This is a genomic window from Phytohabitans maris (assembly GCF_031085175.1).
GTDB classification, from domain to species: Bacteria; Actinomycetota; Actinomycetes; order Mycobacteriales; family Micromonosporaceae; genus Phytohabitans; species Phytohabitans maris.
The window spans coordinates 1-14346 of sequence record NZ_JAVHUY010000055.1 but is presented as its reverse complement, the minus strand read 5'-3'; the positions used below and the strand labels follow the sequence as shown (position 1 = coordinate 14346).

Below are 14346 nucleotides of genomic sequence, written 5' to 3'. Positions count from 1 at the left end.
GTTGCCGGTCGCGCGTACGATCCGAGGCAGGGTCTGGGCCGGTTCCCGGCTGGCGTCCGGGGTGGGTCCGGCCGGGAGGGATGGCTGTTGCCATGGAGATCTCCGGCATTTTCACGGCGTTGATCGTGGTCTCGTGATCGGCGCTCTGGGGCGGCTGGCGTTGCCCGGCCGGCAGAGGATCGGCTTCTGGCTGACCTTGGCGGTGGGGCCTTACGTCCGGCGCCGCCGGTCGTCGTCTGGACCCGGCGCAGCCCGGCAAGGATTTTCGAAACAGGGACCAGGCTTCCACGGGCCAGACGTACCGTCCACGGCGGGCTGGTGCGCCCGTCGATCGCGGAAGGGGGGTGTGGATGTCCTCACCCTCACCTGGCGTCTACCGTTCGGCGGGCGGGGACCGGTCGGCGGGCGGCTCCGCGTCGTCGCCACCGCCCGCCGAGGGGCCTCGAGCCGCCCGCCGCCGCGAGCCGATGTGGGCGAGGGTCCTGCTCGTCGTCGGCGCGCTGTTGATCGTCGCCAGCGGTGGCACCCTTGTGGGCGGCCATGTGCTGATCGCTCGGGCGACCTCCGCGATCGGGCAGCAGAACCTGCTCGGTGACGCCGGCGTCGGCTCTGGCGAGGCGGCCAACGTCGAGGGTCCGGTCACCATGCTGCTGGTCGGTCTGGACGTGCGCGGTGACCAGCACGACGACTCGGTCCGTTCGGACACCATCCTGATCGCGCACATCCCGGCCAGCCACGACCAGGCCTACCTGGTCTCCATCCCCCGTGACACGCGGGTCGCGATCCCGGACTATCCGAAGACCGGGTTCACGGGCTACTCCACGAAGATCAACGCGGCGTTCCAGGGTGGCTACCGCGGTCCGGGTACGGAGAGCGAGAAACGCGCCCGCGGCGTGGAGCTGCTCGCCATGACCGTGGAGCAGCTGACCGGCATCGAGTTCACCGGCGCCGCGATCATCGACTTCGGCGGGTTCGAGGCCGTGCTGCGCGAGCTCGGCGGGGTGACCCTCTGCGTGGAGCGCCGCTCCCAGGCCATCCATCTGGCCAAGGACGAGAACGGCAAGGTCGTCAAGGCCTGGTACGACGAGGCCGCCGGCAAGGTCCGCGGCATCCCGGCCGGCGGGAGCCTGCTGTACTACGAGCCCGGCTGCCAGCGGATGACGCCCCAGCTCGCGCTGGAGTACTCCCGGCTGCGCAAGGGCACGTGCTGCCCGAACGGCGACTACGACCGGCAACGCCACCAGCAGCAGCTGATCAAGGCCATCATCACCGAGGCCACCAGCAAGGGAGTCCTCACCGATCCGGGCAGGCTCAACCGGATCGTCAAGGCCGCCGGCAGCGCGCTGGTCCTGGACACCCAGGGCGTACCCGTCGCGAATTTCCTGTTCACCTTCAAGAGTCTGGGCGCCAAGGACCTGGTCCTGGTCAAGACCAACGCGGGGAAGGTGAACACCGTGCCCGGCACCACCGACGAGCGGCTCAGCGAGGAGTCGCTGCAAACCTTCGCCGCGATCCGCGACAAGACGCTCACCACCTGGCTGGCCAGCCATCCGGAGCTGATCGCCCGCTGAGAGCGCCGGGACTGTCGGCGGCGGGCGTGGGGAAGGGTCAGTGGCCGTTGCCGGGCGTGGCGTACCAGTCGCCGTCGTGGAGGATCGTGGTCACCGCGTGGGTGGTGGAGGCCGTGGGGTTGACGTAGCGGTGCGGCTGCATGGAGGAGAAGTGCATGCTGTCCCCCGCACTCAGGTGGTACTTCTCGAAGCCCAGGTAGATGTCCAGCTCCCCGCTGAGGACCAGGATCATCTCCTCGCCGGCGTGCCGGTAGAGGGTGGAGTTGGACTCCGCGCCGGGGCCGTAGACCAGCTCCAGGAACTCGACGTTCTTCAGCGCCGTGGGGGTGAGCCGCTCCCACCGGACGCCGCTTTCGATGTCGATGGTGGGTCGGTTGGCGCGGCGCACGACGTACCGCTCCTCGGCGGGGGAGGTGGGCGCGGTGCCGGTCTCGGGCACGTCCGGTGCCGGTGACGGCGAGCCGTCGGTCTCGCGGAAGAAGGCGTCGACGGGCACCTCCAGCGCCTCGGCGATCGCGAACAGCGTGGAGACGGAGGGGCGGGACAGGCCGCGCTCGATCTGGCTCACCAGCGAAGGGGAGACGCCGACGTGGCGGGCGAGGTCGGAGACGCGGATGCCGCGCTCGGTGCGGAACGCCGCCACCCGCCGGCCGATGCCGTCGGTGGGGTCGGCACCAGGGTCGCGGCGGCGCCCGCCGCCGGCCGGTCTCTCGCTGTCGCCGCCTTCGTCGGATCCGGCGGTCGCCGGACCGCCGGTCAGTGTCGTCTCGGACATGTCACCTTCACCGTGGCCGTCGCGTGCTTGAAGTGGCACTTAACTGATCATAGTCTGGCGCCCCCGACCGGTGCCCACCGGGGGTCAGATGACGCCAATACTGCCCTCGATCGGGAAGTGGAAACAAGGGCTTAACAAATCTGTTTAGCGATGCTACGGTCCCCGGTACCGATCAGATGATCCACGGTACTGACACTAAACAGGTGAGAGGGGATCGCTGGCATGAAGGAAGCCTTCGGTGGACTCAGCAGCGATTGGAAAGAGGGCATCAACTGGGCTGCCGTGCGCGCCTGGCGCCTGGCCCGGGCCCGCGAGGCGATGAAGCGGCACGGCCTCGGCGCGCTCCTGCTCATGTACGACGAGAACATGCGGTACGTCTCCTCGACCTACACCCCCGGCTGGAACCGGCTCAAGCCCGGCTTGCGGTACGTGGTCCTCTGCGAGGGCAAGGAGCCGATCGTCTACGAGCAGGGCGACATCGGCATCCACCTCAAGGAGCACAACCCGTGGATCCCGCCGCAGAACGTCCGCCACTCGTACTCGTGGATCAAGGGCGCGGTCGGGCCGGCGGCGACGCAGCAGGTGAACAAGTTCGTCGAGGCGCTGGTCGGCGACCTCGAGGACGCGGGCGTGCGGGACAAGCCGCTCGGCGTGGACTTCATCGACATCAACATGTTGAAGGCGTTCGAGCGGGCCGGCGTGTCCTGGACCGACGGCATGTCGCCGATGATGGAGGCGCGGGCGATCAAGAGCCCGGACGAGCGGAAGGCCGCCCGGATCGTCGGCGCGATCTGCGACACGCTGCACTACGAGTACGCCCAGTGGCTGCGGCCGGGGCTGACCGAGAACGAGGTCGCCGCGTTCGGCTTCGAGCACCTCTACAGCATCCCGGGGATGGAGGACGTCGAGGACGTCATCGTCTCGTCCGGGCCGAACGCCTGGCCGAACTGGCGGAACTTCTCCGACCGGATCATCCGCCCGGGCGAGCTGGTCATCATCGACCTCGCGGCGCTGACCTGGAACGGCTTCAAGTCCTGTGTGTACCGCACCTACTGCGTCGGCGGTAAACCCACCGAGGAGATGAAGCGCTACTACGAAACCGCGCACCGGTGGCTCTGGGACGCCATCGACGCGGTGAAGCCGGGTGCCACCACCGCCGACATCGCGTCGAAGTGGCCTTCGGCGAAGGAAGCCTGGGGGTACGAGGAGGAGGACCAGGCGGCCGCCAACCTCTGGGGCCACGGCCTGGGCCTGGCCCAGTACGACCGGCCGGTGATCTCCCGGATCTGGTCGCTGGACCACCCGGAGGAGATCCAGCCCGGCATGGTCTTCGCGCTGGAGACCCAGCACGGCAAGGTGCACGAGTTCGGCGTCCGTCTGGAGGAGATGCTCCTGGTCACCGAGGACGGGCACGAACCGCTCTCCAGGTACGCCTCCGATGAGATCATCTGCGTCGGCTGAGACCGGTCCGGTCGCGGTACCGCCGGGTCTGCTCTCCCTCGACGGACCCGGCGCCACCGACCCGGCCGTCGCCGGTGCCAAGGCCGCGTCGCTGGCACGGGCGCGCCGGATGGGCCTGCCCGCGCTGCCGGGCCTGGTGCTTCCGGTCTCCGCCGGGCGGGCCGCCGCCCGCGCGGCCGCCGGGGCGCTGGCCGGGCGCGGTGCCGGCGCGGCCCGTCCGGCGGCGCTGCGGACGCGGTTGCCGGAGCACACCGGGTCCGCGCTGCGCACGGCGGTCGCGGCGCTGGGCGGGCGGGTCATCGTCCGCTCGTCCAGCCCGCTGGAGGCGGACCACCGGTGGTCCGGCGCGTTCTCCTCGGTCGGCGAGGTCGGCGCCGAGGATGTCGGCACCGCCGTCCGGGCGTGCTGGGCGTCGGCCTTCGCCCCCGACCCGCTGGACCGGGCCCGGGCCTGCGGCGTCGCACCGGACGAGCTCGCCCTCGCCGTGCTCGTCCAGCCGGAGCTGACCCCCGAGGCCGGCGGCGTCGCCCGGGTCGAGGGCGGCACCGTGCGCGTCACGGCGGTGGCCGGCCACCCGGGCGCGCTGCTGAGCGGCTGGTCGACCGGGGAGACCGTCGTGGTGGAGAAGGCGACGGCGGCCGCCGCGGGCGAGGCGACGGCGGCCGCGGTGGCCGACCTGGCCTGGCGTGCGGCGGAACTGCTCGGCCACGACACCGTGGAGTGGGCGGTCGAGGACGGCACCGTCCACTTGCTCCAGTCCTCGCGCGGGCCCGCGGCGCCGGCCCCGACCGGTCCCTCCGCGACACCGGACGGGCTCACGGTGAGCGGGACCGCCGCGGTGGCCGGCGACGCGGTCGGCCCGCTGCGCTACGTCCGTCCACACCAGACGGTGGAGCTCACCGAGCCGGGCATCCTGGTCGTGGACCGGCCGGTGCCCGCGCTCGCCCCCCTGCTTTTCGGCGCCCGCGGCCTGGTCAGCGTCTCCGGACCGGCGCAGTGCCACCTCGTCGAGGTCGCCCGCGCGATCGGCGTACCGGTGCTCACCGGTGTCGACGTCGCGTCGGTGACCGGACCGCTCGAACAGCTCAACGCCGGCCGCCGGCTGGCCGCCATCGACGGCACGCGCGCCGTACTGGTGGTCCAGCCCGGCCCGGCCGCGGCGCCCACCGATCCGGCCGCCGCCGCCATCACTGCCACGTCCACATTGGAGTAAATGGGAACGAGAGCTGGAGACCATAATGACCAGTCCCTCCGTGCCGCGTTCGGGCGGCCGATACAGGCGACGCGACGTCCTTCGAATAGCGATGCTCGGCACCGGCATGGCGGCCGTGCCACCGGCCCTCGGCGGCTGCTTCCTGGCCGGCGGCGACGGCGGGGGCGGCTCCGGTGAGGGCGGGGGCTCCGCGCCCATCCGGTTCGCCTTCGCGCCGGAGGCGATCTGGGACTACATGACCAGGCAGGGCACGATCAGCAAGTGGGAGCAGGACACCGGCCTCAAGATCGAGACCTCGACCACCTGGGACGAGTTCACGTTCTTCGCCGGCGGGCACGGCGACATCGTCTCCACCGCCACCTACGAGCTGCCCCTGCTGGAGAAGCAGACCCGCATCAAGACGGTGACCTTCGGCAAGTACAACCTGCTGCGGATCACGCCCGTCACGCGGGCCGACAAGCCGTACCAGACGCTCGCCGACATCCCGAAAGGCTCGAAGATCGCGGTGCCCAGCGCCGTCGCGTCGACGCTGCTCTGGGGCATGTTCGCCAAAGAGTTGCACGGTCTCGACTTCCGGGTCGGGCAGGGCGACTACGACCTGGTCGTCGAGGACCACTTCGTGATGGGCGAGCACGTCGACCGCGGCGAGGTCGAGGCCGCGCTGGTCATCCCGGAGGCCGCGATCGGCCTGCTGCGCCAGGGCAGGCTGAAGGTGATGTACGAGGGCAGGCTGCCGCACGAGATCTATGGCCCGATCTGCGGCTGCACCCACCTCGGCGTGATGGGCAACCTCTTCACCGCCACCCAGACCTGGTACGACGCGCACCAGGACGAGGCGAAGTCCTTCCTGTCCCTGTGGGAGGAAGGCGTCAAGCTCTGGCGGGCCGACCAGGCGGCGATCATCAAGGAGTTCCCGCAGCACTTCTCCGTCGAGGCGGACGAAGACGTGGCGGCCATGCAGGACTACCTCGCGAAGCACGACTGGTTCGTCGACAGCGTGTACATGGACCAGACCTGGATCGACCAGGAGGTCCGGCTCTACGAGCTGATGAAGCGCTCCGGGTTCATGGACCGGGACGCGCCCACCCCGCGCTTCGAGCCGATCACGCCCGCCTGACCACCCTCCAGCCCCGTGGGGAGCCCTCCTATGCAGACGAACCTGCGCCCCCGGCGACCGGCGGCACCGCCGTCCCCGGGTGGCGACGAACGCGCCGCCCGGCGCCGCGCCGAGCGGCGGGCCCGCTGGCTGTGGCGCATCGCCGGCTACGTCTTCTTCGTCGGCCTGTGGCAGTTCACCTCCAGCTTCCTGGTCGCCGACTTCATCGTGCCGCCGCCGGCGGTGATCCTCACCGAGATGTGGGACATCATCGCCAGCGGCCAGGTCTGGGTCCACTTCGGAGCGACGCTGCGCACGATCGCGATCGGCTTCGCTATCGCCTTCGTACTCGGCTCCGCGACCGGACTGCTGATGGGCCGCAGCAGGTGGTGGGAGGCGTTCCTGTCCGACTGGGTCATGGCCACGCTGACCACCCCCGGCCTGATCTTCGCGCTGGTCACCGCGATGATCTTCGGGCTCGGCCCGACCGGACCGATCGTGGCGGTCGTCGTCACCTCGTTCTCGTACGTCACGGTGAACGTGGTGGAGGGCGTCAAGGCGGTGCCGCGGGACCTGACCGACATGGCCCGATCCTTCGGCCGCGGCCCGGCGCAGATCCTGCGGCACGTGTACCTGCCGTTCCTGGCCCCGTACTTCTTCACGGCCACCCGGTACGGCTTCTCCATCGCCTGGAAGATCGCCACGCTGGCCGAGGTGATCGTCGGGACGGCCGGCATCGGCTTCATGATGCGGCAGCAGTTCCAGCAGTTCTCGATGCGGGGGTTCCTCGCCTGGGTACTGCTGTTCTTCGCCTTCGCGCTGTTCCTGGAGCGGGTCGTGCTCCAGCGCCGGATGAGGCACGTGCTGCGCTGGCGCCCGGAGGTGGCCCGATGACCACGGTCGGCACCTTCCGGACGCTCGCCCTCTCGCCGCCGGGACGCCGGGTCGGCTCGCTGCTGCGGCACCCGCGGGCGGCCCGCGTCCTGTCCTGGGTCGGCTTCGTCGCCGCCTGGCAGCTGGTCGTGCCGTTCCTGCCGACCGACCTGGTGCCCACGCCGTCCGAGGTGGCGGTCTTCATGTGGAACGAGCTGCGGATGGAGACGGTCGCGCCGCACACGGTGTACGAGTCGTTCAGCCTCAGCTTCCAGCGCCTCGGGGTGGGGCTGTTCCTGGCCTTCGCGATCGGCGTACCCCTGGGCCTGCTGATGGGGCTGCGGCGGTGGGCGGACTGGTTCCTGCACGACTTCGTGGTGGTCGGTCTGGCCATGCCGTCGCTGGTGTGGGCGCTCGTGGCCGGCATGTGGTTCGGTTTCGGCGACCTGGCCCCGGTGGTGACGGTGACGCTGGCCGCGGTCACCTTCGTCGTCATCAACGTGGCCGAGGGCGTCCGGAACGTACCCAAGGAGCTGCTGGACATGAGCGGCGCCTACGGCGTGAGCCGGTACGCGACCATCCGCCACGTCATCTTCCCGTCGCTCATGCCGTTCTTCTTCGCCGCGCTGCGCTACGGCCTGGCGAACGCCTGGAAAGGGCTGGTGCTCGCCGAGGTCTGGGCGTCCACCGAGGGCGCCGGCTGGGTGATCAAGTTCTGGTACGACGCGCACCGCAGCCAGGGCATCGTCGGCTACGCGCTCTTCTTCATCATCGTCGCGATCTTCATCGAGCGGATCGTCTTCGGCCGGCTGTCCCGGTGGGTCTTCCGCTGGCGCCCCTCCGACGACCGGCGCACGCCGGAGCCGGAGGCGACCGACCGCGACGAGGCCGTCCCCGCGGCGGTACCCGCGGCCACTCCCGGGAGGCAATGACCATGGCGACCATCAAGGTCACGGACCTGCGCAAGGAGTTCGTGACGGACACGTCCACCGTGGTGGCGATCGAGAACGTCTCGTTCGAGGTCGGCGGCCACGAGTTCGTCAGCGTGGTAGGGCCGTCCGGGTGCGGCAAGTCGACGCTGCTCAACATCCTCTCCGGCATCGAGTCGGCGACCCGCGGCACGGTCGACATCACCGAAGGCGACCGGCAGGCCAAGCTCGGGTACGTCTTCCAGTCCGCCCGGCTGCTGCCCTGGCGGTCGGTCATCGACAACCTGCTGTTCGTCCAGTCCACCCGCGGGCCGCAGGTGCGGGCGCGGTGCGAGAGGTACCTGGACATGGTCCAGCTCGCGCACACCGCCAGGCAGTACCCGGGGCAGCTCTCCGGCGGCATGCAGCAGCGGGTCGGCATCGCCCGCGCCTTCTCCATCGAGCCGGACCTGCTGCTGATGGACGAGCCGTTCAGCCACCTCGACGCGATCACCGCCCGGTCACTGCGCCGCGAGCTGCACGCCATGTGGCAGGAGACCAGGAAGACCGTGCTCTTCGTGACGCACGACGTCAGCGAGGCGGTGGAACTCTCGACCCGGATCATCATGCTCGCCAGGGGCGGCCGGCTGGTCGCCGACCTCCCCGTGGAGCTGCCGTTTCCGCGCGACCCCGCCTCGGACGCCGTGGCGCTGGCCCGCGCCGACCTGCTCCGCCGCTTCGAGTCCCTCGACCTGCTGGCCACCTAGGGAGTTCGCGTTGCTCACCGTTGACGTACACAACCACTTCGCTCCGCCCGAGATCATCGCCGGCGCCCGCTCCGGCCAGGGCCTGGACGGCCTACGGGTGGAGGTGGTGGACGGCCGGGAGTACATGGTGCACCGGCAGGGCTTCCGCTGGCCGATCGAGCCGACCTTCTACGACCTGGAGGCGCGGCTGGCCGCGATGGACGCCCGCGACACCGACCTGGCGGTGCTGTCCCTGGCGCCCACCCTGCTCATGTACTGGCTGGAGGATGCCACCGCCGCCGCCGACTTCGCCCGGCTCGCCAACGCCGCCCTGGCCTCGTTCGCGGCCGGATCGGGCGGGCGGATCGCACCGGTCGCCACGCTGCCGATGCAGGACACCGGCGCCGCCGTGGCCGAGCTGCGCCGGGCCGTCACCGAGCTGGGCATGAAGGGCGCGCAGATCGGGCCGCGGATGGAGGAGCTCGGCCTCGACCACGAGCGGGTACGCCCGGTGCTGGCCGAGGCCGCCCGGCTCGGCGTGCCGCTGATCCTGCACCCGTACAACGTGGGCAAGCGGGCCGGGCTGGAGCGGTTCTACCTGTCCAACCTGATCGGCAACCCGCTCGAGTCCACCGTCGGCGCCGCGCACCTCATCTTCGGCGGAGTCCTCGACGAACTGCCCGACCTGCGGCTCGTGCTCATGCACGGCGGCGGCTACCTGCCGTACCAGATCGGGCGGCTCGACCACGGCCACCACGTGCGACCGGAGTCGAGAGGCTGCGCGCACGAGCCGTCGGCGTACCTGCGCCGGTTCTGGTACGACACGATCACCCACGCCGCCGCGCCGCTGCGGTTCCTGGTCGACCAGGTCGGCGCCGACCGGGTCGTCTACGGCACCGACTTTCCGTTCGACATGGGTGGCGGGCCGGCGGCCGAGCAGCTCGGCGGTGTGAAGCTCGACGACCCGGACCGCGAGCTGATCAGCGGCCGCAACGCGGTGGACCTGTTCGACCTGCCGGCGGGGGCGTGATGGCCGGCTTCCGGGTGGTCGTCACCGACCAGGTGTTCCCCGACGTCGACGTCGAGCGGGAGCTGATCGGCGCGGCCGGCGGCACCGTCGAGGTCCCCGCCGGCGACCGGCAGCGGGTGCTGGCCGCGGCCGCCGACGCCGACGCGCTGCTGTGCACGTACTTCCCGCTCAGCGCCGCCGACATCGCGCTGCTGAAGAACTGCAGGATCATCGCGCGGTACGGCATCGGCGTGGACAACGTCGACCTCGACGCCGCCCGCGCGGCCGGCATCGCCGTCACGAACGTCCCGGACTACTGCGTGACCGAGGTGGCGACGCACACCGCGGCCATGGTCCTCGCCATGGTCCGGAAGATCCCGGCCGGCGATGCGCTGGTGCGGGCCGGCGGCTGGGGCGCGGCGCGGCTGGGCGAGGTGCGCCGGTTCAGCACGCTCACCGTCGGGCTGCTCGGCTACGGGCGGATCGCCCGCGACGTGGCCGCCATCCTCCGGCCCCTCGCGGGCGCGGTGATCGTGCACGACCCGTTCGTCGCCGAGGCCGAGGGGGGCGACCGCCTCGTCGACCTGCCGACCCTGCTCGCCGAGTCGGACGTGCTCTGCGTGCACTGCCCGCTCACCCCGCGGACCCGGGGGATCGTCGACGCGGCCGCGCTGGCCCGGATGAGGCCCGGCGCCATCCTGGTCAACACGTCCCGCGGCCCGATCGTGGTCCTGGACGACGTGGTGCGGGCCCTGCGCGACGGCACGCTCGGCGGCGCGGCACTGGACGTCTTCGAGCACGAGCCGCCGGACGGCGCGGCGCTCGCCGGCGTACCCCGGCTGCTGACCACGCCCCACTCCGCGTTCTACTCCCGCGAGGCGATCCAGGAGTCGCAGCGCAAGGCCACCACGCAGGTGCTGAAGGCGCTGCGCGGCGAGCCGCTGGACTACCGGGTCGCCTGACCCGCCACCGACCGAGTTCCACTGTGGAGGATTGATGAGTCATCGGCGAGACGCCGGCCTGGCGGTGATCGGATGCGGCACGGTGGGGCGGATCCGGGCGATGATCGCCCGGGACCATCCCGGCGTCGGCTGGATCGGGCTCTGCGACCGTGACGAGGCGGTGGGCCGCAAGCTGGCCGCGGACTGCGCGGCCGACCTGTTCACCACCAACGCCGCCGAGCTGGTCACCCGGCCCGAGGTCGATGCGGTGATCGTGGCCACTGACGAGAACGAGCACGAGGCGCCGACCCTCGCCGCGGTGCGGGCCGGTAGGGCCCTGTTCATCGAGAAGCCGCTGGCGACCTCGGCGCGGGGCTCCGCGCGGGTGCTCGCCGAGATCCAGGCCCACGGTGTGGACGCCGTGGTGGGGTACACCCAGCGGTTCCGGCGCCGGTTCCTGGTCACCAAGGCGAAGCTGGAGAGCGGCGCGATCGGCGAGGTGACCACGGTGGTCACCCGCGCGTTCATGAACCGGATGGTGCCGCTGGCCACGCTGCGCCGCACCGCCCAGCGGGCCACGCTCACCCCGATCGTGGTCTCCGGCACGCACAGCGTCGACCTGTGCATGTGGCTCATGGAGGGAAAGACCCCGGCCACCGTGTACGCCCGCTCGACCGATCGCAGTCTCGGTGAGCACGGCACCAAGGACGCGACGCTGGCGATCGTCACCATGACCGACGGCACGATCTGGAGCATGAACATCAGCTGGGCGCTGCCGATCGTCTGGCCCGGCTCCGTGTACGGCCTGGAGATCGGCATCGTCGGCACCGACGGTGTGCTCGACATCGAGGACACCCACCGCGACACCGTCCTGGCCTCCGAGCACCCGCAGCCGGCCGGCTACGCGCCGGAGGGGTTCGCGGCCGCCGCCGCCCGGCACGTCGACTTCCTGACCTCGTACCCGCCGGGCGACCTCTGGGCCGGGCAGCTGTGGGGGCCCATGCGCGAGGAGACCACCTCCTGGCTGACCCGCCTCACCAACGGCCTGCGCACCCCGCACGCGTCCGCCGCGGACGGGCACCGGAACCTGCTGCTCACCATGGCCATCGACCTGTCCGCCCGGCGGGGGACCGAGATCGCCCTGCCCGCCGATCCGGCCGAGCTCGACACCCTGCTGGCCGGGGAGCCGGCATGACCGGGGGCGCCGTGAGACAGGTCAGCGTCGGGGTGATCGGCACCGGCTGGTGCGGCGGCATCCGTGCCGAGACCTGCGCCGCCAGCCCGTACGTCTCGTCCCTGCACATCGCCGAGATCCGCCCCGAACGGCTGGCCGAGGTCGCCGCCGCGGTGTCACCCGCCTCGGCGACCGCCGACTACAAGCAGTGGCTCGACCAGGTGGACGCGGTGATGATCTCGGCGACGCCGGAGACCACCCACTACCCGATGGCCCGCGACTGCCTCGCCGCCGGCAAGCACGTGCTGCTGGAGAAGCCGCTCGCGCTCACCCTGGACGAGGCCGACGAGCTCGTCGCGCTCGCCGCGCGGCAGGACCTCAAGTTCGCCGTCGGTTACTCGCAGCGGTTCAACCCCAAGCAGGCGTACGTCAAGCAGTGCGTCGCCGACGGCACCCTCGGCGCGCCGGTCAGCGCCATGGTCAGCCGGCACATCACCCGTAACCTCGGCCGGAAGATCGGCGGCCGGATCCGGCTGTCGCCCGCCGCGATGGAGGCCACCCACGACATCGACTTCCTCATGTGGTGCCTGCGCCCGGCCCGCCCGGTGCGGGTCTACGCCCAGGAGGTGCGCCGGGTGATGGCCGGCAGCCACGACGTGCCCGACTGCACCTGGATCACGATCACCTTCGACAGCGGCGTCGTCGCGGTGGTCGGCGCCGGCTGGATCCTGCCGCCCGGCTACCCCAACTTCTCCACCACCACGATCGAGCTCGTCGGCGCCGACGCCGCACTGCTCGTCGACGACAGCCACCGGGACATCGTGCTCAACCGGATGGACGGCGGCGTGGTGTTCCCGCTCTCCACCATGCCCGGCGAACGGGTCGGCCACGTGTACGCCGGCCCGATGGCGGGGGAGACCGACCACTTCCTGGCGGCGGTCGCCCGGGACACACCGGTGCTGGTGCCGGCCGGCGAGGCGCGCGAGGTCATGCAGGTCTACCTGGCCGCCGACGAGTCCGCCCAGACCGGCGCCCCGGTCGCCCTCGACCCGTCCTGGCGGCCCTCGGAAACGGCGGGAACGGTATGAGAATCGCGAACCTGGACGGCCGGCTCACCCTGCTGACCAAGGACGGCACGGCGGCGCTCGACGTGGCGACCGCGTCGCGGGGCCGCTTCGGACCGTCGCCCGCCGCCGGATACGGGTCCTGGCAGTCCTTCGTGGAGTGGGCGCGGGACGCGGACCTGTCGGCGGCGGCACCGTACGACCAGGACGGGCTGGGGCCGGTGTCGCCGCTCCCGCGGCAGGTGTTCGCGGTCGGCCTGAACTACGTCGACCACACCGCCGAGGCCGGGTTCGTCCAGCCGGAGCAGCCGATGATCTTCACCAAGTTTCCGTCCTGCCTGTACGGGCCGCGCGGCGACGTCGTCCTGCCCGGCGCCGCGGTGGACTGGGAGGTGGAGCTGGTCGTGGTGATCGGTACCCGCGCCGAGCGGGTGGCCGCCCGCGACGCCTGGTCGCACGTCGCGGGCCTCACCGTCGGGCAGGACCTGTCCGAGCGGGCGCTGCAGCTGCGCGGCGCGCCACCCCAGTTCAGCCTCGCCAAGTCCTACCCCCGGTTCGGGCCGATCGGGCCGTACCTGACCACCCTCGACGACGCCGGCGACCCCGCGGACCTGACGCTCACCTGCACCCTGAACGGCGAGGTCGTACAGCGGGGCAACACCCGCGACATGGTCTTCGACGTACCCGACCTGGTCGCCTACCTGTCCGCCGTCTGCCCGCTGTACCCCGGCGATCTCATCTTCACCGGCACGCCGCCCGGCGTCGGCATGGGCCGAAACCCGCCGCGCTACCTCGCCCCCGGCGACATCCTCGAAAGCACGATCGACACCCTCGGCGGCATGCGCCACACCTGCGTGTGACCCGGACCGGCTCGGTGGTGGGCCGGCGGGAACGCCCGGCCCACCCGACGCCCTCAGTCGTCCTGGAGGAAGGAGATGAGGCGGAGGATTTCGAGGTAGAGCCAGACGAGTTCGACGAGGATGCCGAAGGCGCCGAGCCAGCCGTATCGGCGGGGTAGTCCGGCGCGGATGCCGTCTTCGATCTGGGCGAAGGTGACGACGAACATGAGCGCGGCGACCACGATGCAGACCAGGGAGAAGATGATGGCCAGGCCGCCGCCGTCACGCAGGGGGCCGGCGGTGCCGGTGAACATGGTGATGAGCAGGTTCACCACGGTGACCACGGCCAGGCCGGCGGCGGCGCCGATGACGATCCGGGTAAACCTGGGTGTGGCCCGGATGATCCTCGTCTTGTAGAGGGCGGCCATGGTGAGGAATACGCCGAGGGTGGCGATGACCGCTTGCAGGACGATGCCGTTCCAGCGGGTCTCGAAGGCCTTGGACGCCGCGCCGAGGAAAACCCCTTCGACGACCGCGTAGGTCAGCAGGATGACCGGGTTGGTGACCTGGGCGAAGGAGATGACCAGGCCGAGGAGCAGCCCGATGAGCATGGCGGCGATCCAGAGCGGCATCATCGCGGACGCCGGTACCAGGATCCAGGTCGCGGCCGCCGCCG

The 14346-nt window shown here is 71.3% G+C and carries 14 protein-coding genes and 1 pseudogene; 13 read left to right on the top strand and 2 right to left on the bottom strand.

Translation table 11 applies throughout. The features are described from left to right. Positions 1-92: 92 nt before the first annotated feature. Both RB614_RS38260 and RB614_RS38255 read left to right on the top strand, forming a co-directional pair. Positions 93-208, top strand: a pseudogene (locus RB614_RS38260) (GlsB/YeaQ/YmgE family stress response membrane protein); the annotation flags it as partial. Positions 209-467: 259 nt separating this feature from the next. Continuing rightward, positions 468-1571: an LCP family protein gene (locus RB614_RS38255; protein ID WP_308717605.1), complete on the top strand. Its 1104-nt coding sequence runs from the start codon at positions 468-470 to the stop codon at positions 1569-1571. A gap of 37 nt (positions 1572-1608) precedes the next feature. On the opposite strand, the gene RB614_RS38250 is transcribed toward RB614_RS38255, so the two are convergent. After that, positions 1609-2346, bottom strand: a complete 738-nt coding sequence (locus tag RB614_RS38250) for a helix-turn-helix domain-containing protein (protein ID WP_308717604.1) — start codon at positions 2344-2346, stop codon at positions 1609-1611. A gap of 222 nt (positions 2347-2568) precedes the next feature. On the opposite strand from RB614_RS38250, the gene RB614_RS38245 reads away from it, so the two are divergent. The 11 genes from RB614_RS38245 (at position 2569) to RB614_RS38195 (ending at position 13691) form a co-directional block, all read left to right on the top strand. Beyond that, positions 2569-3807 carry a M24 family metallopeptidase gene (locus RB614_RS38245; protein WP_308717603.1) on the top strand — a complete coding sequence of 413 codons (1239 nt, stop codon included), beginning with the start codon at positions 2569-2571 and terminating at the stop codon, positions 3805-3807. Continuing rightward, on the top strand, positions 3785-5020 hold the full coding sequence (locus RB614_RS38240) for a PEP/pyruvate-binding domain-containing protein (protein WP_308717602.1): 1236 nt from the start codon (positions 3785-3787) through the stop codon (positions 5018-5020). Before RB614_RS38245 ends, RB614_RS38240 begins: the two co-directional genes overlap by 23 nt. 91 nt (positions 5021-5111) lie before the next feature. Beyond that, complete coding sequence (locus RB614_RS38235; RefSeq protein ID WP_308717601.1) at positions 5112-6137, top strand: ABC transporter substrate-binding protein; 1026 nt, start codon at positions 5112-5114, stop codon at positions 6135-6137. A gap of 30 nt (positions 6138-6167) precedes the next feature. After that, positions 6168-7010: an ABC transporter permease gene (locus RB614_RS38230; RefSeq protein ID WP_308717600.1), complete on the top strand. Its 843-nt coding sequence runs from the start codon at positions 6168-6170 to the stop codon at positions 7008-7010. Beyond that, complete coding sequence (locus tag RB614_RS38225; protein WP_308717599.1) at positions 7007-7921, top strand: ABC transporter permease; 915 nt, start codon at positions 7007-7009, stop codon at positions 7919-7921. Before RB614_RS38230 ends, RB614_RS38225 begins: the two co-directional genes overlap by 4 nt. A gap of 2 nt (positions 7922-7923) precedes the next feature. Next, entirely contained in the window at positions 7924-8664 is a 741-nt protein-coding gene (locus RB614_RS38220; RefSeq protein WP_308717598.1) for an ABC transporter ATP-binding protein, read from the top strand. 10 nt (positions 8665-8674) lie between these two features. Next, positions 8675-9673 carry an amidohydrolase family protein gene (locus RB614_RS38215; protein WP_308717597.1) on the top strand — a complete coding sequence of 333 codons (999 nt, stop codon included), beginning with the start codon at positions 8675-8677 and terminating at the stop codon, positions 9671-9673. Continuing rightward, a complete protein-coding gene (locus RB614_RS38210; RefSeq protein ID WP_308717596.1) occupies positions 9673-10614 on the top strand; it encodes a C-terminal binding protein in 942 nt (313 codons plus the stop codon). Before RB614_RS38215 ends, RB614_RS38210 begins: the two co-directional genes overlap by 1 nt. 34 nt (positions 10615-10648) lie before the next feature. Then, entirely contained in the window at positions 10649-11788 is a 1140-nt protein-coding gene (locus tag RB614_RS38205) for a Gfo/Idh/MocA family protein (RefSeq protein WP_308717595.1), read from the top strand. Further along, positions 11785-12855, top strand: coding sequence for a Gfo/Idh/MocA family protein (locus RB614_RS38200; protein ID WP_308717594.1), 1071 nt, complete (start codon positions 11785-11787; stop codon positions 12853-12855). The genes RB614_RS38205 and RB614_RS38200 overlap by 4 nt, the downstream gene beginning before the upstream one ends. After that, positions 12852-13691, top strand: a complete 840-nt coding sequence (locus tag RB614_RS38195; protein ID WP_308717593.1) for a fumarylacetoacetate hydrolase family protein — start codon at positions 12852-12854, stop codon at positions 13689-13691. The genes RB614_RS38200 and RB614_RS38195 overlap by 4 nt, the downstream gene beginning before the upstream one ends. A 53-nt stretch (positions 13692-13744) precedes the next feature. On the opposite strand, the gene RB614_RS38190 is transcribed toward RB614_RS38195, so the two are convergent. Next, positions 13745-14346: Bax inhibitor-1/YccA family protein (locus tag RB614_RS38190; RefSeq protein ID WP_308717592.1), on the bottom strand; the 602-nt coding region annotated here is incomplete at its 5' end.

Excerpts from the sequence above, each read along its gene's own strand:
- RB614_RS38195 (WP_308717593.1), top strand. The coding sequence starts at position 12,852 with ATGAGAATCGCGAACCTGGACGGCCGGCTCACCCTGCTGACCAAGGAC.
- RB614_RS38240 (WP_308717602.1), top strand. The coding sequence starts at position 3,785 with ATGAGATCATCTGCGTCGGCTGAGACCGGTCCGGTCGCGGTACCGCCG.
- RB614_RS38235 (WP_308717601.1), top strand. The coding sequence starts at position 5,112 with ATGCTCGGCACCGGCATGGCGGCCGTGCCACCGGCCCTCGGCGGCTGC.
- RB614_RS38250 (WP_308717604.1), bottom strand. The coding sequence starts at position 2,346 with ATGTCCGAGACGACACTGACCGGCGGTCCGGCGACCGCCGGATCCGAC.
- RB614_RS38220 (WP_308717598.1), top strand. The coding sequence starts at position 7,924 with ATGGCGACCATCAAGGTCACGGACCTGCGCAAGGAGTTCGTGACGGAC.
- RB614_RS38245 (WP_308717603.1), top strand. The coding sequence starts at position 2,569 with ATGAAGGAAGCCTTCGGTGGACTCAGCAGCGATTGGAAAGAGGGCATC.
- RB614_RS38255 (WP_308717605.1), top strand. The coding sequence starts at position 468 with ATGTGGGCGAGGGTCCTGCTCGTCGTCGGCGCGCTGTTGATCGTCGCC.
- RB614_RS38210 (WP_308717596.1), top strand. The coding sequence starts at position 9,673 with ATGGCCGGCTTCCGGGTGGTCGTCACCGACCAGGTGTTCCCCGACGTC.
- RB614_RS38230 (WP_308717600.1), top strand. The coding sequence starts at position 6,168 with ATGCAGACGAACCTGCGCCCCCGGCGACCGGCGGCACCGCCGTCCCCG.
- RB614_RS38205 (WP_308717595.1), top strand. The coding sequence starts at position 10,649 with ATGAGTCATCGGCGAGACGCCGGCCTGGCGGTGATCGGATGCGGCACG.
- RB614_RS38225 (WP_308717599.1), top strand. The coding sequence starts at position 7,007 with ATGACCACGGTCGGCACCTTCCGGACGCTCGCCCTCTCGCCGCCGGGA.
- RB614_RS38200 (WP_308717594.1), top strand. The coding sequence starts at position 11,785 with ATGACCGGGGGCGCCGTGAGACAGGTCAGCGTCGGGGTGATCGGCACC.